General features: G+C 73.6%; 21 protein-coding genes and 1 pseudogene. 18 read left to right on the plus strand and 4 right to left on the minus strand.

The window, feature by feature from the left end:
• Positions 1-38 precede the first annotated feature (38 nt).
• Complete coding sequence (locus V1J52_RS19535; RefSeq protein WP_330141180.1) at positions 39-278, plus strand: DUF397 domain-containing protein; 240 nt, start codon at positions 39-41, stop codon at positions 276-278.
• Between the two features lie 115 nt (positions 279-393).
• On the opposite strand, the gene V1J52_RS19540 is transcribed toward V1J52_RS19535, so the two are convergent.
• Positions 394-927 (minus strand): ATP-binding protein, encoded by a 534-nt coding sequence (locus V1J52_RS19540; RefSeq protein WP_330141181.1) that lies wholly within the window; start codon positions 925-927, stop codon positions 394-396.
• A 286-nt stretch (positions 928-1,213) separates the two neighbouring features.
• Between V1J52_RS19540 and V1J52_RS19545 the strand changes: the two are divergent.
• The 4 genes and pseudogenes from V1J52_RS19545 to V1J52_RS19560 all read left to right on the plus strand — a co-directional run bounded on the left by V1J52_RS19545 (position 1,214) and on the right by V1J52_RS19560 (position 6,182).
• Positions 1,214-2,060: pseudogene (locus V1J52_RS19545) on the plus strand (Sco1979 family transcriptional regulator).
• 65 nt (positions 2,061-2,125) lie between these two features.
• Positions 2,126-3,583: an aldehyde dehydrogenase family protein gene (locus V1J52_RS19550; RefSeq protein ID WP_330141182.1), complete on the plus strand. Its 1,458-nt coding sequence runs from the start codon at positions 2,126-2,128 to the stop codon at positions 3,581-3,583.
• A gap of 110 nt (positions 3,584-3,693) precedes the next feature.
• A complete protein-coding gene (locus V1J52_RS19555; RefSeq protein ID WP_330141183.1) occupies positions 3,694-4,278 on the plus strand; it encodes a DinB family protein in 585 nt (194 codons plus the stop codon).
• A gap of 215 nt (positions 4,279-4,493) precedes the next feature.
• Positions 4,494-6,182 (plus strand): threonine/serine exporter family protein, encoded by a 1,689-nt coding sequence (locus tag V1J52_RS19560; protein ID WP_330141184.1) that lies wholly within the window; start codon positions 4,494-4,496, stop codon positions 6,180-6,182.
• 166 nt (positions 6,183-6,348) lie between these two features.
• Here V1J52_RS19560 and V1J52_RS19565 read toward each other — a convergent pair whose 3' ends face one another.
• A complete protein-coding gene (locus tag V1J52_RS19565) occupies positions 6,349-6,843 on the minus strand; it encodes an inorganic diphosphatase (RefSeq protein ID WP_330141185.1) in 495 nt (164 codons plus the stop codon).
• A gap of 85 nt (positions 6,844-6,928) precedes the next feature.
• Here V1J52_RS19565 and dacB point away from each other — a divergent pair, with 85 nt between their 5' ends.
• The 10 genes from dacB (at position 6,929) to V1J52_RS19615 (ending at position 17,385) form a co-directional block, all read left to right on the plus strand.
• The gene (gene dacB, locus V1J52_RS19570; protein WP_443075870.1) at positions 6,929-8,455 is read left to right on the plus strand and encodes a D-alanyl-D-alanine carboxypeptidase/D-alanyl-D-alanine endopeptidase; all 1,527 of its coding nucleotides are present in this window, start codon (positions 6,929-6,931) and stop codon (positions 8,453-8,455) included.
• A gap of 170 nt (positions 8,456-8,625) precedes the next feature.
• Positions 8,626-9,777 carry an Rv3626c family coenzyme F420 biosynthesis-associated protein gene (locus V1J52_RS19575; RefSeq protein WP_330141261.1) on the plus strand — a complete coding sequence of 384 codons (1,152 nt, stop codon included), beginning with the start codon at positions 8,626-8,628 and terminating at the stop codon, positions 9,775-9,777.
• Between the two features lie 221 nt (positions 9,778-9,998).
• Positions 9,999-11,162, plus strand: a complete 1,164-nt coding sequence (tilS, locus tag V1J52_RS19580) for a tRNA lysidine(34) synthetase TilS (protein WP_330141187.1) — start codon at positions 9,999-10,001, stop codon at positions 11,160-11,162.
• A 72-nt stretch (positions 11,163-11,234) separates the two neighbouring features.
• Positions 11,235-11,774: a hypoxanthine phosphoribosyltransferase gene (gene hpt, locus V1J52_RS19585; RefSeq protein WP_330141262.1), complete on the plus strand. Its 540-nt coding sequence runs from the start codon at positions 11,235-11,237 to the stop codon at positions 11,772-11,774.
• Between the two features lie 210 nt (positions 11,775-11,984).
• On the plus strand, positions 11,985-13,991 hold the full coding sequence (ftsH, locus tag V1J52_RS19590) for an ATP-dependent zinc metalloprotease FtsH (RefSeq protein WP_330141188.1): 2,007 nt from the start codon (positions 11,985-11,987) through the stop codon (positions 13,989-13,991).
• Between the two features lie 153 nt (positions 13,992-14,144).
• Entirely contained in the window at positions 14,145-14,750 is a 606-nt protein-coding gene (gene folE, locus V1J52_RS19595; protein ID WP_330141189.1) for a GTP cyclohydrolase I FolE, read from the plus strand.
• A gap of 38 nt (positions 14,751-14,788) precedes the next feature.
• Positions 14,789-15,685 (plus strand): dihydropteroate synthase, encoded by an 897-nt coding sequence (gene folP, locus V1J52_RS19600; protein ID WP_330141190.1) that lies wholly within the window; start codon positions 14,789-14,791, stop codon positions 15,683-15,685.
• 248 nt (positions 15,686-15,933) lie between these two features.
• On the plus strand, positions 15,934-16,293 hold the full coding sequence (gene folB, locus V1J52_RS19605; RefSeq protein ID WP_330141191.1) for a dihydroneopterin aldolase: 360 nt from the start codon (positions 15,934-15,936) through the stop codon (positions 16,291-16,293).
• Positions 16,290-16,889, plus strand: a complete 600-nt coding sequence (gene folK / locus V1J52_RS19610; protein ID WP_330141192.1) for a 2-amino-4-hydroxy-6-hydroxymethyldihydropteridine diphosphokinase — start codon at positions 16,290-16,292, stop codon at positions 16,887-16,889. The genes folB and folK overlap by 4 nt, the downstream gene beginning before the upstream one ends.
• Positions 16,890-16,896: 7 nt before the next feature.
• Positions 16,897-17,385, plus strand: coding sequence for a DUF3180 domain-containing protein (locus V1J52_RS19615; protein ID WP_330141193.1), 489 nt, complete (start codon positions 16,897-16,899; stop codon positions 17,383-17,385).
• Positions 17,386-17,417: 32 nt separating this feature from the next.
• Here V1J52_RS19615 and V1J52_RS19620 read toward each other — a convergent pair whose 3' ends face one another.
• Positions 17,418-17,984: a methylated-DNA--[protein]-cysteine S-methyltransferase gene (locus V1J52_RS19620; RefSeq protein WP_330141194.1), complete on the minus strand. Its 567-nt coding sequence runs from the start codon at positions 17,982-17,984 to the stop codon at positions 17,418-17,420.
• Positions 17,985-18,099: 115 nt separating this feature from the next.
• Positions 18,100-19,299 carry an ABC transporter ATP-binding protein gene (locus V1J52_RS19625; RefSeq protein ID WP_330141195.1) on the minus strand — a complete coding sequence of 400 codons (1,200 nt, stop codon included), beginning with the start codon at positions 19,297-19,299 and terminating at the stop codon, positions 18,100-18,102.
• 58 nt (positions 19,300-19,357) lie between these two features.
• On the opposite strand from V1J52_RS19625, the gene V1J52_RS19630 reads away from it, so the two are divergent.
• From V1J52_RS19630 to V1J52_RS19640, 3 genes are all read left to right on the plus strand, one after another.
• A complete protein-coding gene (locus V1J52_RS19630) occupies positions 19,358-20,053 on the plus strand; it encodes an ABC transporter permease (RefSeq protein ID WP_330141196.1) in 696 nt (231 codons plus the stop codon).
• Between the two features lies 1 nt (position 20,054).
• Complete coding sequence (locus tag V1J52_RS19635; protein ID WP_330141197.1) at positions 20,055-20,774, plus strand: ABC transporter permease; 720 nt, start codon at positions 20,055-20,057, stop codon at positions 20,772-20,774.
• A 166-nt stretch (positions 20,775-20,940) separates the two neighbouring features.
• The gene (locus tag V1J52_RS19640; RefSeq protein ID WP_443075871.1) at positions 20,941-21,942 is read left to right on the plus strand and encodes an ABC transporter substrate-binding protein; all 1,002 of its coding nucleotides are present in this window, start codon (positions 20,941-20,943) and stop codon (positions 21,940-21,942) included.
• The last annotated feature ends 55 nt before the right edge of the window (positions 21,943-21,997 follow it).

The following is a 21,997-nucleotide window of genomic DNA, read 5'->3' on the forward strand; positions in this document are numbered from 1 at the left end:
ATGATCCCCGGAAGTTGGGTTCTACCCGGGAGAGTCGTATGCAGCACGCGTACAACGGCATGGCCGCGGCGGACCTCCTGGGGGTCACGTGGCAGAAGAGCCGTCACAGCAATTCGCAGGGCACGTGCGTGGAGTTCGCGAAACTGCCCAGCGGCGACGTCGCCGTGCGCAACTCGCGGTTCCCCGACGGACCGGCGCTCGTCTACACGCCGGCGGAGGTCGAGGCGATGCTCCTCGGCGTCAAGGACGGGGAGTTCGACCACCTCATCCACGACTGACACCGCGCGGAGGCGTCCGGGCGGGTGCCGGGGCGCCACCGCGTGTGGCGTGGTCAGTGGCGTGCACGCGGGCGCCCCGCACGTGGCGGGGGCGCCCCCTGGTGCACCCGGACGCTCAGGCCGGGCCGGCCGGCATCCGGAACAGCGCCCAGACGACCTTGCCCGGCAGCGTGCCGTGCAGGGGCTGCCAGCCCCAGCTGTCGCTGAACGCCTCCACGAGGAACAGCCCGCGTCCGGACTCGGCGGTGCCCTCGGAGAACTCCAGGGCGTCCGGGTTGCCGGAGACGGGCGCCTCGCGGCTCGGGTCCCGCACGGCGCACACCAGACGGGACGCCCACCGCATGAGGTGCAGCCGCACCGGCGGGTCGGCGACGGCCCCGGAGACGGCTCCGGAGACGGCTCCGGCGACCGGCCGCAGGCCGTGCCGCAGCGCGTTCGTCACCAGTTCGGAGACGGCGAGCGTGACGTTGTCGCAGTGGCGCTCCAGGCCCCAGCCGGCCAGGGTGGCGCGGGTGAATTCCCGGGCGGCGCCGACGGCCTCGTAGTGTGGCGGCAGCGCGCAGGAGGCCGAGCCGGCCAGTGCCCCGGAATCCAGGGGAGGAAGGCTCTGCCATAACGGGTCGAGCACCGTCGTTGCTTCCGTCCCCATGACGGGTCCCCCTGACTGTGACGGCGGATGCGTCCCCGATGGCGGCGGGGACCCAAAGCTGTTGGCACGTAGTGCACTTGGGCTACCCCCATGGTTCCCAAAGCCCCCAGTGGATGCAAGGGCAGATGCACGTGCACGCAGAAGTTTCGTTTCTGTGTAATCGCACGGGCACGCAACGGAGTGCGAAGATGGCAGACTGCACCCGGGTCGGGGGTGCTTGTCTGATCAGATAAGGAGCGTTCCGGTGACAGTCGGAACAAATGGGACGGGCGGGTCGAATGGCTCGATGGTGCGGCGGATACTGCTCGGGTCCCAGCTGCGGCGCCTGCGCGAGTCACGCGGTGTCACCCGGGAGGAAGCCGGGTACTCCATCCGCGCGTCCGAGTCCAAGATCAGCCGGATGGAGTTGGGACGCGTGAGCTTCAAGGCGCGGGACGTCGCGGACCTGCTCACGCTCTACGGCGTCACCGAGGACGCCGAACGCGAGCCGCTGCTGAACCTCGCCAAGGAGTCCAGCGTCACGGGCTGGTGGCACAGCTACAGCGACGTGCTGCCGTCCTGGTTTCAGACGTACGTCGGCCTGGAGGGCGCCGCGTCCGAGATCGACACCTACGAGGTGCAGTTCGTGCACGGCCTGCTCCAGACGGAGGGGTACGCGCACGCCGTCGTCGCCAGCGGCCACAAGTCCATGCGGCTGTCCGACGCGGAGATCGACCGCCGCGTCGCCCTGCGCATGCAGCGCCAGAAGCTCCTGTTCCAGGAGAACGCCACGCGGTTCCGGTGCGTCCTGGACGAGGCGGCGCTGCGCCGCCCCTTCGGCAGCCGCGCCGTGATGGACGAGCAGCTCCTCCACACTCATCGAGCTGTCCGAGCGCCCCAACATCCACCTGCAGGTGGCGCCCTTCGCGCTCGGCGGGCACCCGGCCGAGTCGGGCGCCTTCACGATCCTGCGCTTCCCCGAGCCGGAGGTGCCCGACGTCGTCTACCTGGAGCAGCTCACCGGCTCCCTCTACCTCGACAAGGCCGAGGAGGTCGCCCAGTACGGCGGCGTCCTCGACCGGCTCATCGCGGACGGCAGCCTCTCCCCGGAGCAGACCCGCGACCATCTCCACAAGATCCGTCAACTCGCGTAACCCGCGCGTACCATGACGTGCCATCAGACTGGTCGTTCACACCATCACCCCACAAAGGATCGGGCATGGGCCACTTCACGGATCTGGCGCAGCAGTACATCGACGGTGAGTGGCGGCCCGGCTCGGGCTCGTGGGACATCATCGACTTCAACCCCTACAACGGCGAGAAGCTCTGTGAGATAACCGTCGCCACCGCCGACGAGATCGACCTGGCCTACCGTGCGGCCGAACGCCACCAGCCCGCCTGGGCGGCCACCAACCCCTACACCCGCCGGCTCGTCTTCGAGCGCGCGGTACGCATCGTCGAGGAGCGCGAGGAGGAGATCACCGAGGCCATCATCGCCGAGCTGGGCGGCACCCGGCTCAAGGCCGCCTTCGAGCTGCACCTCGCCAAGGAGTTCCTGCGCGAGGCGGTGCACCTGGCCCTGCGCGCCGAGGGCCGCATCCTCCCGTCCCCCGTGGACGGCAAGGAGAACCGCGTCTACCGCGAGCCCGTCGGCGTCGTCGGCGTCATCTCCCCGTTCAACTTCCCCTTCCTCCTCTCGCTCAAGTCCGTGGCGCCCGCGCTCGCCCTCGGCAACGCCGTCGTCCTCAAGCCGCACCAGAACACGCCGGTGTGCGGCGGCACCCTCGTGGCGAGGATCCTCCAGGAGGCCGGGCTGCCCGGCGGGCTGCTCAACGTCATCGTCACCGACATCGCCGAGGTGGGCGACGCGCTGCTGGAGCACCCGGTGCCGAAGGTCATCTCCTTCACCGGCTCGGACAAGGTCGGACGGCACGTGGCCACCGTCGCCGCCAGCCACTTCAAGCACGCGGTGCTGGAGCTGGGCGGCAACAGCGCGCTCATCGTGCTCGACGACGCCGACGTGGACTACGCCGTGGACGCCGCCGTCTTCAGCCGCTTCGTGCACCAGGGGCAGGTCTGCATGGCCGCCAACCGCATCGTGGTGGACCGCGCGGTGGAGGCCGAGTTCACCGAGAAGTTCGTCGCCAAGGTGCGCACGCTGAAGGCGGGCGACCCCAAGGACCCGGAGACGGTCATCGGGCCGCTCATCAACTCCAGCCAGGCCGACCGCATCGGCGCGCTCGTCGAGCAGGCCGTCGCGGGCGGCGCCACCGCGCTGCTGCGCGGCAAGGTCGAGGGCAACCTCGTCCACCCCAGTGTCCTCACCGGCCTGCCCGCCGACGCGGGGGCGCTGCGCGAGGAGATCTTCGGCCCGGTCGCGCTGATCATCCCGGTGGACGGCGAGGACGAGGCCGTGCGCGTCGCCAACGACACCCCCTACGGCCTCAGCGGCGCCGTGCACACCGCGAGCGTCGAGCGCGGCGTCGCCGTCGCCCGCCGGATCAACACCGGCATGATGCACGTCAACGACGGCACGGTGGCCGACGAGCCGATCGTGCCGTTCGGCGGGGAGAAGCACTCCGGGATCGGGCGGCTGAACGGCGACCACTTCACGGAGGCGTTCACCACCACGAAGTGGATCGCCATCCAGCACGGCCGCAGCGGGTTCCCGTTCTGAACCGGCCCGCCTCTCCTTGAGGACAGAACCTGACCGCAGGGGTCCGTAGCGTCGTTCCTGTCAGACCGGGTCCCCGACCGGACGCCGGACCCCTGCGAAAGGTGACCACCATGCCCACTCCCGTTGCCCCCGAGGCCCACGGCGACGAGCGCGGCGCCCTGCTCGCGTACCTCGACGCCCAGCGCGGCGGCCTGCGGCGCGCCGTGCACGGACTCACCGAGGAGCAGGCCCGCGCCACGCCGAGCGCCAGCGCCCTGTCCGTGGCGGGGCTGCTCAAGCACGTCGCCCAGGGCGAGGCGGGCTGGATCCGCACGATGACCGGGGACCCGGTCGACTTCAACGACCCGCGGGAACTGGCCCGCTGGGAGCGCAGCTTCCTCCTGGAGGACGGCGAGGACGTGGCGTCGGTGCTCGCCTTCTACGCCGAGGTCGCCGCCGGGACCGAGCGCGTCGTGCGTGCCCTGCCCTCCCTGGACGAGACGTTCGTGCTCCCCGCCGCGCCCTGGGACGCGGGCGGTGAGCGGAGCTGGCGCTGGGGCCTGCTGCACCTGATCGAGGAGGCCGCCCGGCACGCGGGGCACGCGGACGTGATCCGCGAGACGCTGGACGGCAAGGGCGCCTTCGACCTCGTCTTCGAGACCGGTGCCCTGCCCGAGCCCGACTGGTCCGCCCTCACCGGCCCGTCCGCCGCCTGACGCACCGCCCGCGCCGCCGCTGCCCGCGCCGCCGCCGGGGGCGTGCGTGGCGGCGGCGGTGTGGAGCGCCTCACGTGGGCCGCCGCGGGTGAGGAAGGTGCCCGGTGGGTACTGCCACCGGGGGGCCCAGGCCCTGACCGGGCGGGACCCCCGGTGGCGGCCTATGCTTCCAGCGGAGGTGCCGGGGGAGAGGAAGAGGGAGAAGGACGGACGTGGTGGCCGACACCCGGAGGACGCCGGGCACGGGGTACCCGCACGACGGCGACGAAGCCGAGGACCGGCCGCACCCGGACGAGGTGCACAGCGCCTTCACCCCGCCCTCCGGCCTGCCCGCTGCCCCCGCGCCCGCCGAGGCGGAGCACCCCACGTCGGAGTTCGCGCTCCCCGAGGGGTTCCGCCCGCCCGCGCAGGAGGCGCCGGGCAGCGCCTTCCGCACCCCGGGCGACTACCCGGACTTCACCCCCGCCACGGGCATCCCCGCCGTCCAGCTGGCCCGGCGGAACGCGCCGTGGCAGGACCGCATGCGCACCATGGTCCGGCTGCCGCTCAGCGAGCGGCCCGCGCCGCCCGAGCGCGCGCCGCGCGCCGAGGACGAGCAGGGCCCGCCCGTGCCGCGCGTCCTCGACCTCACCCTGCGGATCGGGGAGCTGCTCCTCGCGGGCGGCGAGGGCGCCGAGGACGTGGAGGCCGCCATGTTCGGCGTCGCCCACGCCTACGGGCTCGACCGCTGCGAGCCAACAGTAACGTTTACCCTGCTCTCCGTGACGCACCAGCCGTCGCTGGTGGACGACCCCGTGACGCTGAGCCGCACCGTGCGGCGCCGCGGCACCGACTACACCCGGCTGGCCGCCGTCTACCGGCTGGTGGCCGACATCACCTCCGACGAGGAGGACGTCACCCTGGAGGAGGCGTACCGGCGGCTCGCGGAGATGCGCCGCAACCGGCACCCCTACAGCAAGAACGCGCTCACGCTGGCGAGCGGGGTGCTGGCGGGCGCCGCGGCCACGCTGGTCGGCGGCGGACCGGTCGTCTTCGTCCTCGCCGCGCTCGGGGCGATGCTGGGCGACCGGCTCGCCTGGGTCGGCTCCAGCCGCGGCCTGCCCGAGTTCTACCAGTTCGTCTCGGCCGCCATGCCGCCCGCCGCGATCGGCGTCACGGTGGCGCTGCTGGAGCGGCACGACCTGATGCACGACGTGCGCGCCTCCGCCGTCGTCACCGGCGGCCTGTTCGCGCTGATCCCCGGACGGGCGCTGGTGGCCGCCGTGCACGACGGCCTCACCGGCTTCTACATCACCGCGTCGGCACGCCTGCTGGAGGTCGTCTACCTCATCGTCGGCATCGTCTGCGGCGTCCTGATGATCCTGTACGTCGGCGACCGGCTCGGCGGTGCCCTCGACCCCGACCAGGTGTACTCCAGCGAGCGGCCGCCCATCCAGCTCGCCGCCGCCATGCTGCTCGCGCTGGCCTTCTGCGTGCTGCTCCAGCAGGAGCGCGGAACGGTGCTGCTCGCCACCGTCAACGGCGGCGTCGCCTGGCTGATCTACGCGGTGCTCGCCCACACCGCCGACGCCGACCCGGTGTTCGCCACCGTCATCGCGGCCGGTCTCGTGGGCCTCTTCGGGCAGCTCATGTCGCGCTACCAGTTCGTCTCCGCGCTGCCGTACGTGACGGCCGCGATCGGTCCGCTGCTGCCCGGCAGCGCCACGTACTACGGGCTGCTGAACATCGCCCAGGGCAACGTGAACGGCGGTTTCCAGTACCTGTCGACGGCGGCGGCGCTGGCGCTGGCCATCGCCATCGGGGTGAACCTGGGCGGCGAGGTGGCGCGGCTGTTCATCACCACACCGGGCCTGGAGTCGCCGCTGCCGGGCCGCCGGGCGGCCAAGCGGACCCGCGGCTTCTGACCGCCCGCCGCGGACGGCCGGCCGCGGAACGGCACGGGCACGGGCACGGACGAACGGACGGCCGGGGGCGGGCGCGGACAGCCGGGGGCGGGCGCACGGGCGCGGGCGCCGGGCGGGCCCGTGTTCCGGACCGCCCGGCGCCCGTCGGACGCGGGTCACCCCAGGGTCAGTGCGCCCCGCCGCTGGCCTCCAGGCGCTTCACGGACGCCTCCACCTCGGCCTCGGCGTCCGCGCGGCCCACCCAGTCGGCGCCCTCGACGGACTTGCCGGGCTCCAGGTCCTTGTACACCTCGAAGAAGTGCTGGATCTCCAGCCGGTCGAACTCGGACACGTGGTGGATGTCGCGCAGGTGCTCCATCCGCGGGTCGGACGCCGGGACGCACAGCAGCTTGTCGTCGCCGCCCGCCTCGTCCGTCATCCGGAACATGCCGATGGCGCGGCACTTGATGATGCAGCCGGGGAACGTCGGCTCGTCCAGCAGGACCAGCGCGTCCAGCGGGTCGCCGTCCTCCCCCAGCGTGCCGTCGACGAACCCGTAGTCGGCCGGGTACACGGTGGAGGTGAACAGGTGACGGTCCAGGCGGATGCGGCCCGTCTCGTGGTCCACCTCGTACTTGTTCCGCGAACCCTTCGGGATCTCGATGGTGACGTCGAACTCCAAGGGAGGCTCCTCCGTGATCAACACATTCTCTGGTGATTAAGTGTCCCCCACGCAGGTGTGTGCACGCGAAAGGGGCTGGTCCGAGGTGCGCGGTACGCCCGGAGACGGTTCGGACGCCACGTTCCGTGACACGGTCCGGCGGGCCGGCGCGCGGTGGGTCCGTCAGGCCCGGCAGCGCTGGCGGACCGTGCCGCCGGGGCGGCGGACCCGGTGGCTGACGACGGGTTCCGCCGCCGTCGGCCTCACGGTGTCCCTCACCGCGGTGGGTGCCGCGGGGCCGTGGGACTCGGGTCAGCGTACGGCCGAACGCGCCCGCGCGACCGCCCTGGGTGCGGACAGTGGCGTGCGCCACACCGAGGACGCCCGTCCCGGCGCCGCGGAGCCGGAGCGGCGGCCCGCACCGGCGCCCAGCGCCCGCGCCGTGCTCGGCCCCGCGGGCGCCGCGGACACCGCGCCCACCCGTGCGGGCCTCACCGCCGCGCTGCGCCCGCTGCTGGACGCGCCCGCGCTCGGCGACACCGCCACCGGGACCGTCGTGGACACCGCCACCGGCCGGACGCTGTTCGACTCCGGCGGCGGGCGGGCGGTCGTGCCCGCGTCCACGGTCAAGCTCGCCACCGGCGCTGCCGCGCTCACCGTGCTGGGCCCGGACCACCGGCTGGCCACCCGCGCCGTCTGGGACGAGGACGGGCGCCGCGTCGTCCTCGTCGGCGGCGGCGACCCCACCCTCACCGGGGATCGGCTCGCCCGCCTGGCGGAGGCCACCGCCGCCGCCGTGCGGAAGCGGGGCCTCGCGCCGCGCGCGGTGGGCTACGACGTGTCCCGGTACCGGGGGCCGAAGCGCCACCCCATCGGCGTCAACGACAATCTCGCGCCGCTCACCCCGCTCATGCTGAACGCCGCCCGCACCGACGGCTCCACCCGCGGCCCCGCGCCCCGGGCGGCTGACCCGGCCGCGGAGGCGGCCGACGCGTTCGCCGCGCTGCTCGCCGAGGCGGGTGTCCGCACCGGGCGCACCGGTCCCGCGCGGGCGCCCGGGGACGCGCCCGTCCTCGGCACCGACCGTTCGGCGCCGATGGCTGCCCTCGTCGAGCGGATGCTCACCCACAGCGACAACGACCTCGCCGAGGCACTGGCCCGGCACACCGCCCTGGCCGTCGGCGAACCGGCCGACTTCACCGGCACCCGGGCCGCCACCCGGAAGGTGCTGGACTCGCTCGGCCTGCCCGTGGACGGCACCGTCTTCGCGGACGGCAGCGGGCTGAGCCGGGACAGCCGCGTCTCCGCCCGGCTCCTGGCCGCGCTGCTGTCCACCGCGGCCCGGCCCGCCCACCCCGAGCTGCGCCCGCTGCTCACCGGGCTGCCGGTGGCCGGGTTCACCGGCACCCTCAGCCGCCGGTACGCCGCCGACGGCACGACGGACGCCGCCGGACTGGTGCGGGCCAAGACGGGCACGCTGACCGGCGTGAACACACTGGCCGGACAGGTCGTGGACGCCGAGGGGCGGCTGCTGTCCTTCGCCTTCCTCACCACCGGCACCACCGACGCGCGCGGCGCGCAGGACGCCCTGGACCGGCTGGCGGCAGCCGTCGCCGCCTGCGGCTGCCGCTGAGGCCACCGGGCGCCCCGGCGCCCGCGCGGCACGGCCCCGGCGGGCCGACGAAGGCCCGTCGAAGGCCCGTCCGCACTGGGACCACCCGCGCCGACACCGTACGGTGAAGGAATGACGAGCCCCGGCGTCCGGACGGTGGAGTGCCTGTGAACCCGCTAAGCCCCGACAGCATGGTCGACTGGAACCTCGCCGTCGCGACAGCGACCCGGCTGGTGCGCCCAGGGCCGGAGGTGAGCCGGGAGGAGGCGCGCTCGGTCGTCGCCGAACTGCGCCGCCACGCCAGGGCGTCCGAGGAGCACGTGCGGGCCTACACCGGCCTCGCGCCCGAGGGACCGGCCGCCGACACCCCGGTGCTCGTGGTGGACCGGCCCGGCTGGGTCCGCGCCAACGTCGCCGGGTTCCGGGAGCTGCTGGCCCCGCTGCTGGAGAAGATGCGCGAGCGGCGGGCCGACGCCCCCGGCGGCGCGGTGCTGGGCGCGGTGGGCGGCAAGCTGGCCGGCGTCGAGGTCGGGATGCTGCTGTCCTTCATGGCCTCCCGCGTGCTCGGCCAGTACGAGACGTTCGCCCCGCCCGCCCGCGACCTCCCCTCGGCGCCCGGCGCGGGCGGCGGGCGGCTGCTGCTCGTCGCGCCGAACATCGTCCACGTCGAACGCGAGCTGGACGTGGACCCGCACGACTTCCGGCTGTGGGTCACCCTCCACGAGGAGACGCACCGCACGCAGTTCACCGCCGTGCCGTGGCTGCGCGACCACCTGGAAGGGGAGATCCACGCCTTCCTGACCGAGACGGAACTCGACCCCTCCACGCTGCTGGAACGGCTGCGCCAGGCCGCCCAGGCGTTCGCCGGGAACCGGCAGGGTGACGGCGACGGCGGCGGCGCCGACGGTGGTTTCGGCGCGCCCGGCGGCGGCGCGGAGCCGGGCGGGCGCAGCCTCGTGGACCTGGTGCAGACCCCGGCCCAGCGGGACGTGCTGGACCGGCTGACGGCGGTCATGTCGCTGCTGGAGGGCCACGCCGACGTCGTCATGGACGGCGTGGGGCCCGACGTGGTGCCCTCCGTCGCCGAGATCCGGGAGAAGTTCCAGAAGCGGCGCCAGGCCGGCGCCGGAAGGCTCGACCAGGTGCTGCGCAGGCTGCTGGGGCTGGACGCCAAGCTGCGCCAGTACCGCGACGGCGCCCGGTTCGTGCGGGCGGTGGTCGGGGAGACGGGCATGGACGGTTTCAACAAGGTGTGGACCTCACCGAACACGCTGCCCACCAAGGCGGAGATCGCCAAACCGGCGGACTGGATCACGAGGGTGCACCGGGCCGGGGAGTCCTGAGCGGCGAACCCACCGGAATCACCCATCCGAGGGACCGTGGCCCGGTGCGGGCGCGTGCGATGCTCGGAGCTGCGGTGCATCTCTGTCACCATCGACCCACTGAGCGTGACCGTCCGGGTCGGTGTGACCGGTACGCCGACGAGGCGGTACCCCGCACGGCATCTTCGAGCATCCCTCCCGACAGCCCCCGCTGTCCCGCAGTTCCGAGGAAGTGAACGGACATGGGTCCTCATCCCGCGGTCGCCGCGATACGCCTGGCGGTCCGCCGCGCACTGAACGACGTGCTCCGCGAGCACGACGGGGCGCAGCCCCTGGTCCTGGTCGCCTGCTCCGGCGGCGCCGACTCGATGGCGCTGGCCTCCGCCGCGGCCTTCGAGGCGCCCCGGCTGGGCGTGCGGGCCGGCGGCGTCACCGTCGACCACGGCCTCCAGGAGGGCTCCGACGGCCGGGCCCGCGACGTGGCCTACCGGCTCACCGCGCTCGGCCTCGCCCCCGTCGAGACGGCCGCCGTGACCGTCGGCCGCGGCGGCGGTCCCGAGGCCGCCGCCCGCCAGGCCCGCTACGCCGCGCTGGACGCCGCCGCCGAGCGCCAGGGCGCCGCGGCCGTCCTCCTCGGCCACACCCGCGACGACCAGGCCGAGACGGTCCTCCTCGGCCTCGCCCGGGGTTCGGGCACGCGCTCCCTGTCCGGCATGGCCCCCGTCTCCGGCTCCCTCACCGGGCGGCCAGGCACCGAGCGCCGCTACCGCCGCCCCTTCCTCGCCATCGACCGGCAGACCACCCGCAAGGCGTGCATGGTGCAGTCGCTGCCCGTCTGGGACGACCCGCACAACGCCGACCCCGCCTACACCCGCTCCCGGGTCCGCCACGAGGCCGTGCCCGCGCTGGAGAAGGCCCTCGGCAAGGGCGTCGTCGAGGCCCTGGCCCGCACCGCGCAGCTCTCCCGCGACGACGCCGACGCGCTGGACGCCTGGGCCGCCGAAGCCGAACGCGGCATCCGCCTCACCGGAGCCGCTGCCGAGGCGGCGGTGGACGCCACAGCCACAGCCACAGCCGCAGCCGCAGCCGTGGCCAGGACCCCGGCCACGGCCGGCGCCGGGACCGGGACCGGGGCGGGCGGCGGCGCCCCGCGGCCACGGGGCCCGGAGCCCGTCGTGCTGGACGTCCCCCGGCTGTACGTCCTGCCGCCCGCGGTGCGCCGCCGGGTGCTGCGCCGGGCCGCCGTCGCCGCCGGTGCCCCGGCAGGTTCGCTGTTCGCCCGGCACGTCGAGGAGACCGACCGGCTCGTCACCGGCTGGCGCGGGCAGCGCGCGATCAGCCTCCCCGGGCGCGTGGAGGCCGTGCGGCAGGGTGGCACACTGGTCATCCGGCAGGGCGAGAGCTGAGCCACGCGCTCCGAGCGCTTCGGAGCGCGGACCCGAGCGACGAGCGAGAGCAGCACGGTGGACGACAAGGACATGGGCGCCGACCTCAAGTCGGTGCTCATCACCAAGGAAGAGATCGACGCGAAGCTGGCGGAGCTGGCCGCGAAGATCGACGCGGAGTACGCGGGGAAGGACCTGCTCATCGTCGGGGTGCTCAAGGGCGCCGTGATGGTGATGGCCGACCTGGCGCGGGCGCTGTCGTCCCCGGTCACGATGGACTGGATGGCGGTGTCCTCCTACGGCGCGGGCACCCAGTCCTCCGGGGTGGTGCGCATCCTCAAGGACCTGGACACCGACATCCAGGACCGCCACGTCCTCATCGTCGAGGACATCATCGACTCCGGGCTGACGCTGTCCTGGCTGCTGTCCAACCTCGGCTCCCGGGGCCCGGCCTCGCTGAACGTGTGCACCCTGCTGCGCAAGCCGGACGCGGCCAAGGTGGACATCGACGTGCGCTGGGTCGGCTTCGACATCCCGAACGAGTTCGTCGTGGGCTACGGTCTGGACTACGCGGAGAAGTACCGGAACCTGCCCTTCGTCGGCACGCTCGCCCCGCACGTGTACGGCGGCTGAGCGCATCGCGCGGGGAGGGCCGGGCGCCGTCCGGGAGGCGGCGGCGCACCGTACCGGGAACACCCGGGCCGGCTGCGCCGTTGGAGCAGGCGAGCACAGGTCTCTTTACCACGCCCGTCGAGCGTCGGGTGACAATGCTGGGGTACCGTCCGAAGGTCGGTCTTCCAACTCACTATGGCAGGAGGGACGGGGCGTCACCGCCTCGTATGGATGGACGTGAAGCGATACTTCCGTGGGCCGGTCATGTGGATCGTGCTGGCCGTCCTCGCCGTGGTCGTGTTGATGCAGGTCGTCGGTTCTTCCGAGGGCTACAAGACGGTCGACACCGGCGAGGTCGTCAAGGCCATCGACGACAACCAGGTGCAGTCGGCCAAACTGACGACCGGCGATGAACAGACCGTCGAGCTCCAGCTCAAGGACGGCGTCGAGATCAACGAGAGCGACAAGATCAAGGCCAGCTACATCGGCGAGCAGGGCGTCGCCCTCGCCGACAAGCTCCAGGAGAAGTACCGGAGCGGGCAGCTCGACGAGGGTTACACCGTCTCGCCGCAGAAGCAGAACGCCTTCGTCGGCATGCTGCTGTCGTTCCTGCCCTTCCTGCTCATCATCGTGATCTTCCTGTTCCTGATGAACCAGATGCAGGGCGGCGGCTCCCGGGTGATGAACTTCGGGAAGTCCAAGGCCAAGCTGATCACCAAGGACACCCCGAAGACGACGTTCTCGGACGTGGCCGGGTCCGACGAGGCCGTCGAGGAGCTCCAGGAGATCAAGGAGTTCCTCCAGGAGCCGGCGAAGTTCCAGGCCGTCGGTGCGAAGATCCCCAAGGGCGTGCTGCTGTACGGCCCGCCCGGCACCGGCAAGACGCTGCTGGCCCGCGCGGTCGCGGGCGAGGCGGGCGTCCCGTTCTACTCGATCTCCGGCTCCGACTTCGTGGAGATGTTCGTGGGTGTCGGCGCCAGCCGGGTCCGCGACCTGTTCGAGCAGGCCAAGGCCAACGCGCCCGCCATCGTCTTCGTCGACGAGATCGACGCCGTCGGCCGCCACCGCGGCGCCGGCATGGGCGGCGGCCACGACGAGCGCGAGCAGACGCTGAACCAGCTCCTCGTCGAGATGGACGGCTTCGACGTCAAGGGCGGCGTCATCCTCATCGCCGCCACCAACCGGCCGGACATCCTGGACCCGGCGCTGCTGCGGCCGGGCCGCTTCGACCGGCAGATCGCCGTGGACCGCCCGGACATGCAGGGCCGCCTGGAGATCCTCAAGGTGCACCAGAAGGGCAAGCCGGTCACCCAGGACGTCGACCTGGGCGCGGTCGCCCGGCGCACGCCCGGCTTCACCGGCGCGGACCTGAACAACGTGCTCAACGAGGCCGCGCTGCTGGCCGCCCGGTCCAACGCCAAGCTGATCGACAACAAGTTCCTGGACGAGGCCATCGACCGCGTCGTGGCCGGGCCGCAGAAGCGCACCCGGATCATGAGCGACAAGGAGAAGAAGATCACCGCGTACCACGAGGGCGGACACGCCCTGGTCGCGGCGGCCTCCCCGAACTCCGACCCGGTGCACAAGATCACCATCCTGTCCCGGGGCCGCGCGCTCGGCTACACCATGGTGCTGCCGGAGGAGGACAAGTACTCCACCACGCGCAACGAGATGCTCGACCAGCTCGCCTACATGCTGGGCGGCCGGGCGGCCGAGGAGCTGGTCTTCCACGACCCGACCACGGGTGCCGCCAACGACATCGAGAAGGCCACGGCCACGGCCCGCGCGATGGTCACCAAGTACGGCATGACCGAGCGGCTCGGCGCGATCAAGTTCGGCTCCGACCAGTCCGAGCCGTTCCTCGGCAAGGAGATGGCCCACCAGCGCGACTACTCGGAAGAGGTCGCCGGGCTGGTGGACGAGGAGGTCAAGAAGCTGATCGAGACCGCCCACAACGAGGCGTGGGAGATCCTGGTCGAGAACCGCGACATCCTGGACAACCTGGTGCTCGAACTCCTGGAGAAGGAGACGCTGGGCAAGGAGGAGATCGCCGAGATCTTCAAGCAGATCGTGCGCCGTCCGGCCCGCCCGGCCTGGACGGGCTCCACCCGGCGGACGCCTTCCACCCGGCCGCCCGTCTCCACCCCCAAGGAACTGGCCGTCACCAACGGTGTGCCCTCCCTGGAGAAGGGCAAGGAGATCGGCCCCGTCGACCCGGTGCCGGAGGCGGAGAGCTGACCGGGCCCTCCCGCACGTCACATCTCACAGGCGCGTGAGAGACCGGCCGCACCCCCGGGGTTCTACTCTGGGGGTGCGGTTTTTCGCGCGCACATTCGAGTCCGCGCGCACATTCGACAACGTCCCAGGACGTCGCAGGAACGAGGCACTGTCATGATCGATCCGGTGAGGCTGGCCGGTGAGGGCACGATCGGCGAGTTCGACGAGAAGCGGGCCGAGAACGCCGTCCGCGAACTCCTCATCGCGGTCGGCGAGGACCCGGACCGTGAGGGCCTGCGGGAGACGCCCGCCCGCGTCGCGCGTGCCTACCAGGAGATATTCGCCGGGCTGCGGCAGCGCCCGGAGGACGTGCTCACCACGACGTTCGACCTGGGCCACGACGAGATGGTGCTGGTGAAGGACATCGAGGTGCTCAGCTCCTGCGAGCACCACCTGGTGCCCTTCGTCGGCCTCGCCCACGTCGGCTACATCCCGTCCACCAGCGGCAAGATCACCGGGCTGTCGAAACTGGCCCGCCTCGTGGACGTCTTCGCACGCCGCCCGCAGGTCCAGGAGCGGCTGACGACGCAGATCGCGGACTCCCTCATGCGCATCCTGGAGCCGCGCGGCGCCATCGTCGTGCTGGAGTGCGAGCACATGTGCATGACGATGCGGGGCGTGCGCAAGCCGGGGGCCAAGACGCTGACGTCCGCCGTGCGCGGGCAGCTCCGGGACGCGGCCACCCGCTCGGAGGCGATGAGCCTCATCATGGCCCGCTGACCGGCCCCGGCCCGCGGGGCAGCCCTTAGGGTGGGGGCATGAGTGGTGTGCCCCTGCGAACGGTCGACGGCCTGCCCGAATGGGGGCGCTGCGCGGTGATGGGCGTGGTCAACGTCACCCCCGACTCCTTCTCGGACGGCGGCCGGTTCTTCGACACCGCCACCGCCGTCAAGCGCGGCCTCGCCCTGGTCCACGAGGGCGCCGACCTCGTGGACGTGGGCGGCGAGTCCACCCGTCCCGGCGCCCAGCGCGTGGACGAGGCGGAGGAGCTGCGCCGCGTCGTCCCCGTGGTGCGCGGGCTGGTGGGCGAGGGCGTGCTGGTCAGCGTGGACACCATGCGCGCCTCCGTTGCCGAGCAGGCGGTCGCCGCCGGGGCGCGGCTGGTCAACGACGTGAGCGGCGGCCGGGCGGACGCCCGGATGGTGCCCGTCGTCGCGGACGCGGGTGTGCCGTTCGTGGTGATGCACTGGCGCGGCCAGTCCGCCGACATGAACAGCCGGGCCGTCTACGGCGACGTCGTGCGCGAGGTCGTGGACGAGCTGCGGACCGCCGTGGACGGGGCCGTCGCGGGCGGCGTCGCGGCGGAGCGGATCGTCGTGGACCCGGGGCTCGGCTTCGCCAAGCAGGCCGGCCACGACCTCGCCCTCGTCGCCGCGCTGTCCCGGCTGCGGGCGGAGCTGGGGCGGCCGTTGCTGGTGGCGGCGTCCCGCAAACGGTTCCTGGGCCGGGTGCTGGCCGGTCCGGACGGCGCCGCGCCGCCGCCCGCGCGGGAGCGGGACGCCGCCACGGCGGCCGTCACCGCGCTCGCCGCCCGGGACGGCGCCTGGGCGGTGCGGGTGCACGAGGTGCGGGCCAGCGCGGACGCCGTCCGCGTCGTGGCGGCCGTCGGGGAGGCCGCCGGGCCGGTGCCGCACGGCGGGGGCGGCGCGGGCTGACCGGCCCCGCTGCGGGCCTCGGTGGCGGGCGTCAGCGCCGGGTGTCCGTCCTCACCCTCGCGGGGCGCGGGTGCGGGAATACGGGCGCGGACCCGTCCGCTGACAGGTGGGCCGGGCGCGTCCGGCGCCGGTGCCGTGGGGAGCGGCGAGGACCCTCCGGCACGGCGGGCCCGGGTCCGCAGGTAGATTCGAGGCGACCCGGCGGCGCAGCCGCCTTCCGTACGACCGCGTGATCGGAGTGATGCCCTGTGGACCGAGTGGCCGTGCGCGGCCTGAAGGCCCTCGGACGTCACGGGGTCTTCGAGCACGAACGCGCCGAGGGCCAGCTCTTCGTCGTGGACGTGGACATGGCCGTGGACACCCGGCCGGCGGCCGCGGGGGACGACCTCACCGCGACGGTGCACTACGGGGTGGTCGCCGAGGAGGTCCACGCGATCGTCACCGGCGAGCCGGTCGACCTCATCGAGACCCTGGCCCAGCGGATCGCCGACCAGTGCCTCAGCCACGAGGCGGTGCACGAGGTGGAGGTGGTCGTCCACAAGCCGGACGCCCCGATCTCCGTGCCCTTCGACGACGTGACCATCACCATCAAGCGGAGCCGCTCATGACGCCCCCCAACAGTGACCCGACCGTGCAGCCGGTGCCCGCCTCGGTGGTGCAGCAGGTGGACGCCGCCGACACGACGCTGAGCAACCCCAAACGCGCCGTGATCTCCCTCGGGAGCAACCTCGGCAACCGCCTGGAGACGTTGCAGGGCGCCGTCGACGCGCTGGCGGACACCCCGGGCCTGCGCGTCCTCGCGGTGTCGCCCGTCTACGAGACCCAGCCGTGGGGGGTGGACGCCGACAGCCACCCCGCGTACCTCAACGCCGTCGTGCTGGTGAAGACGACGCTGCCGCCCGGCTCGCTGCTGGAGCGCGGCCACGCCATCGAGGAGGCGTTCCAGCGGGAACGGGACGAGCGCTGGGGCCCCCGCACGATCGACGTGGACATCGTCGCCTACCAGGACGTCGTCTCCGGCGACCCCGGCCTGACGCTGCCGCACCCGCGCGCCCACGAGCGGGCCTTCGTGCTGGTGCCGTGGCACGACGTGGACCCGGAGGCCGAGGTGCCCGGACGCGGCCCGGTGGCCGAACTGCTGGCCGCCCTCGGGCAGGAGGGCGTCGCCGTCCGGACGGACCTCGAACTGCGCCTGCCCGAGTGACGGCGCCGTGAAGCAGCTCCGCATCCGCGTCCTCGCCGGCGTCTTCGCGGTCGCCGGGGTGCTGGCCTGGGCCGCTTCCCGGCTGTGGAACACCCTCGGTTCCCTGCCCGCGGTCCCGGTGCTGGCCCCGGTCGTGCTGGCCGGCATCGCCGCCGTCCTGCTGGCCACCGCGCTGTCCCTGCGCTCCCGCCTCACGGCGCAGCGGGAGCGGCGGCCCGTCACCCGGCCGGTGGAGCCCATGATGGCGGCCAGGGCCGTCCTCTTCGGCCAGGCCAGCGCCCTCGTGGGCGCCCTCGCCGCGGGCACGTACGGCGGCGCGGGCCTGTTCCTGCTGACCTCCGACCTCTTCCAGGTGGCCTCCCGGCGGGAGCAGGCGCTCTACGCGGCCCTCAGCGTCGTCGCCGGAGCCGCGCTCGTCGCCGTCGCGCTGTGGCTCCAGCGCATCTGCCGCATCCCCGAGGACCACGAGCAGCCCGGTACCGCCCCGGCGGCCTGAGCCGCGCCGGGGCCCGGTCCCGCGGCCCGGGGTCAGCCGGTCCGCGCCGTCAGCCCCGCCGGTTCCGGCGGGGCCCCGGCCGTGAGCGTCGCGCTCTCGTGGTCCAGCAGCCGCCGTTTGCGCTCCAGCCCGCCGCCGTAGCCGGTCAGCGCCCCGTTCGCGCCGACGACGCGGTGGCAGGGGACGATGACGCCCACCGGGTTGCGGCCGTTCGCCAGCCCGACGGCGCGGGAGGCGGCCGGGTTCCCGACGCGCGCCGCCAGCTCGCCGTAGGTGACCGTCCGGCCGTGCGGGATCGTGGGCAGCGCCTCCCACACGGTGCGCTGGAACGGGGTGCCGGACAGTGCGAGCGGCACCGTGAACACCGTCCGCCGCCCGGCGAAGTACTCGGCGAGCTGCGCGGCGGCCGTCGCGTGGACGCCCGTGACCCCGTCGGCCGGGGTGCCGAAGGCGGACTGCGGGGGCCGGTGGCGCTGCTCGTGCATGTAGAGGCCGCACAGCCGGGCGCCCGCCGCGACGAGCGTGAGCGGGCCGAAGGGGCTGTCCACCACGGTGTACGTGCGCGGCTGCGGCGCCCGGCCGGTCTCCTGGCTTCTCATGACGGCAGTATCCGCCGCCGCGCGGCCGTGCCGCTGGCGGATTCCGGACCCCGCCGCCGGACCCGCCGGACCGCCGGGCGTCCGGCGTGCGGGCGGCCGTCCCCGCGCCCGGCGGTCAGGCGTCGGCGACGGTGGCGAGGGTGACGGGGGTGTGCGGGGAGTCCGCCTCGTCGGTGGCGATGGAGCGGCGCAGGGCCTCGTGCAGCCGGGTCGGGGTGAGGACCCCGGCGAAACGGTCGCCGTCCAGCACCGCGATCCAGCCCGCGTCGTACTGGAGCATCGTGGCGAACGCCTGCTTGAGCGGGGCGCCCAGCGGCAGCCAGGCGTCCATGCGGCGGGCGTGCTCCCGGACGGTCGCCGCCGCGCCTGACGCCCCCGGGCCGGACGCCCCGGCACCGGACGCCGCCGTACCCGTGGCCGACGCCGAGATCCAGCCGTGCAGGGCGCCCGAGCCGTCCAGGACCACGGCCCAGCGGGCGCCGTCGGCGCGCAGCCGGGCGGCGGCACGCTCCAGCGGGTCGTCCAGGCTGACCACGGGCGGCTGCTCCAGGTCACCGGGCGCGATGGGCGTCACCGACAGGCGCTTGAGGCCGCGGTCCGCGCCGACGAAGTCCGCCACGTACGGGGTCGCGGGCGCGCCGAGGACCCGCGCGGGCGAGTCGAACTGCTCGATGCGGCCCGAACCGTAGACGGCGATGCGGTCGCCGAGCCGGACGGCCTCCTCGATGTCGTGCGTGACGAACAGCACCGTCTTGCGCACCTCCGCCTGGAGGCGCAGGAACTCCGTCTGGAGGTGCTCGCGCACCACCGGGTCCACCGCGCCGAACGGCTCGTCCATGAGCAGGACCGGCGGATCGGCCGCCAGGGCGCGGGCGACGCCGACCCGCTGCCGCTGGCCGCCGGAGAGCTGGTCGGGGTACCGGCCGCCGTACCGGGCCGGGTCGAGCCCGACGAGTTCCAGCAGCTCGGCGGCGCGCTTGCGGGCCACGGCGCGCGACTCGCCCAGCAGGAGCGGGACGGTGGCGGTGTTGTCGAGCACCGTCTTGTGCGGGAACAGGCCGACCTGCTGGATGACGTAGCCCATCCGGCGCCGCAGCCGGACCGGGTCCGTCCCGGCGATGTCCTCGCCGTCCACCAGCACGCGCCCGGAAGAGGGCTCGACGAGCCGGTTGACCATCTTCATCGTCGTCGTCTTGCCGCAGCCCGACGGCCCGACGAGGGTGACGAGCTCACCGCGCCCGACCTCGAAACTGAGGTCGTCCACCGCGACGGTGCCGTCCGGATACCGCTTGGTCACCTGCTCGAACCGAATCATGGACACCCTTCCGTATGGGGAACATTGTGTCACCGGTGCGGGTTAGGGTCGCTGCGTGATGAGGAGCGGGAGCGGCGCCGAGGGCTGCCTTGCGGCCAACGAGTGGATCTGCGGCGAGTACGTCCGCAGCAGGAGCCAGGAGCTGGCCGACGCGACCGTGCAGCACGTGTGGATCACCGCGGTCTCCGTCGGCATCGCCCTGCTCGTCGCCTTCCCGCTGGCGCTGGTCGCCCGGCGCTGGCGGGCGGCGGCCGGGCCGGTGCTCGGGCTGACCACGGTGCTCTACACCATCCCGTCGCTGGCCATGTTCGCGCTCCTGCTGCCGCTGCTCGGCCTGTCGGCGGCCGTCGTCGTCACCGGGCTGGTGCTCTACTCGCTGACGCTGCTCGTCCGCAACCTCCTCGCCGGGCTTGACTCCGTCCCCGCCGACATCCGGGAGGCCGCGCGCGGCATGGGGTACGGACCCGCGCGGCTGCTGTTCGGCGTGGAGCTGCCGCTCGCCCTGCCCAGCGTGCTGGCCGGGGTGCGGATCGCCGCGGTCTCGGCGGTCTCGCTCACGACGGTCGGCGCGATCGTCGGCTATGGCGGCCTGGGCAACCTCATCCTCAGCGGCATGGACAGCTTCTTCAAACCCGAGGTGCTGACGGCCTCCGTGCTCTGTGTCCTCCTCGCGGTGCTGTTCGACGTCGCGCTGCTCGGCCTCCAGAAACTGCTGACGCCGTGGACGCGCTCGCGCGCCGGAAAGGCGGCTTGAGATGGACGTCTTCGCCGACACCTGGGCCTGGCTGATCGACGGCGCGAACTGGTCGGGGGCGGGCGGGGCCGGTCAGCGGCTGGGGGAGCACCTGTTCCTGACGGTGGTGTGCCTGGCCGTCTCCTGCGCCATCGCGCTGCCCGTCGCGCTGTGGCTCGGCCACATCGGGCGGGGCGGCGCGCTGGCGGTCAACCTCTCCAACGCCGGACGGGCCGTGCCGACGTTCGCGGTGCTGGTGCTGCTCGGGCTCACGCCGCTGGGCCGGTACGGCATGTGGCCGACCGTCCTCGCGCTCGTCCTGTTCGCCGTCCCGCCGCTGCTGACCAACGCCTACGTCGGCATGCGGGAGGCCGACCGCGACGCGGTGGAGGCGGCGCGCGGCATGGGCATGTCGGCGGGCCAGCTCCTGTGGCGCACCGAACTGCCGCTGGCCTACCCGCTCATCATGACCGGCGTCCGCTCGGCCGCCGTCCAGATCGTCGCCACCGCCACGCTCGCCGCCCTGCCCGGCGGCGGCGGGCTCGGGCGGATCATCACGGCGGGCTTCCGCACCTACGACACGCCGCAGGTCGTCGCGGGCGCGGTGCTGGTCGCCGCGCTCGCGCTCGCCGTTGAGGGGTTGCTCGTCCTGGCCGGGCGGGCGGCCGACCCCATGCGCGGACGGCGCAGGGCGTCCCGCCGCACCGCCCCCGCGTCCGTCCCGCTGAAGGCCGCGCTGTGACGCCGCCGTCCGGGGCGGAGCCGGACGGTGGCAGCGGCACCGGTGACTCCAGCGCGTCCGGTGACAGGCTCAAGTGACCCGAGTGACTGAAGTGAGCGAGTGACCGAAGTGAACGAGTGGCAGAAGTGACCGCAGCGACCGCCCCACACCGACGAAGGAGCCCCCTGTGAGACTCACCCGCACCACCAGCCGCCCGCGCACCCGCACCACGGCCGTGTTCGCGGCCGCCGTGCTCGCCGCCGCGCTCAGCGCCTGCGGCGGCGGTGAGAGCCTGGAGGAGGAGGGCGGCCAGGGCGGCCAGGGCGACACCGGCGCCAAGGGCTCGCTGGTCGTCGGCTCGGCCGGGTTCACCGAGTCGGAGATCATGGCGCAGATGTACGCCCAGCTCCTCGCGGACGCCGGGTACGGCACGCGGGTGCAGGAACTCGCCAACCGCGAGCTGTACGAACCGCAGCTGGAAGACGGGCAGATCGACGTCGTCCCCGAGTACGCCGCGACGCTCGCCGAGTTCCTCAACGCGAAGGCCAACGGGCCCGACGCCCCCGCCGAGAACCCGGTGGCCAGCAGCGACGTGGAGGAGACGGTCGCGGCGCTGAAGGAGCTGGCCGGGCCGCGCGGCCTCACCGTCCTGCCCGCGGGCGACGCGGTGGACCAGAACGCCTTCGCGGTGACGGAGGAGTTCGCCCAGGAGCACGGCCTCGAGACGCTCTCCGACGTGGGCGAGGCGGACCTGCCCATCCGGCTGGCCGCCGGCGACGAATGCCCTGAGCGCCCCTTCTGCCAGCCGGGTCTGGAGGACACCTACGGCATCGACGTCACCGCGCTCGACCCGGTGGGCGTGGGCACGGTGCAGGCCAAGCAGTCCGTGGCGGACGGCAAGAACGACATGGTGCTCACGACGACGACGGACGCCACGCTGGAGCAGTTCGGGCTGGTACTGCTGGAGGACGACAAGGGGCTCCAGAACGCCGACAACGTGCTGCCCGTCGTCAACACCGAGGACGCCGGGGACCAGGAGATCGCCGACACCCTCACCCGGCTCACCCGCGTCCTCACCACCGAGGACCTGACCGAGCTGAACCGTAAGGTGGACGCGGACCGGGAGAAGGCGGCGGACGTTGCCCGCGAGTACCTGGAGTCCAAGGACCTGCTGAACCAGGACGGCTGACGCGACCCCGGGCGCCCGACGGGAACCACGAGCCCCGCGGGCGCCCGGCCCACCC

Origin of the sequence: Streptomyces solitudinis (genome assembly GCF_036323765.1) — a bacterium.
In the GTDB taxonomy this organism is placed as follows: domain Bacteria; phylum Actinomycetota; class Actinomycetes; order Streptomycetales; family Streptomycetaceae; genus Streptomyces.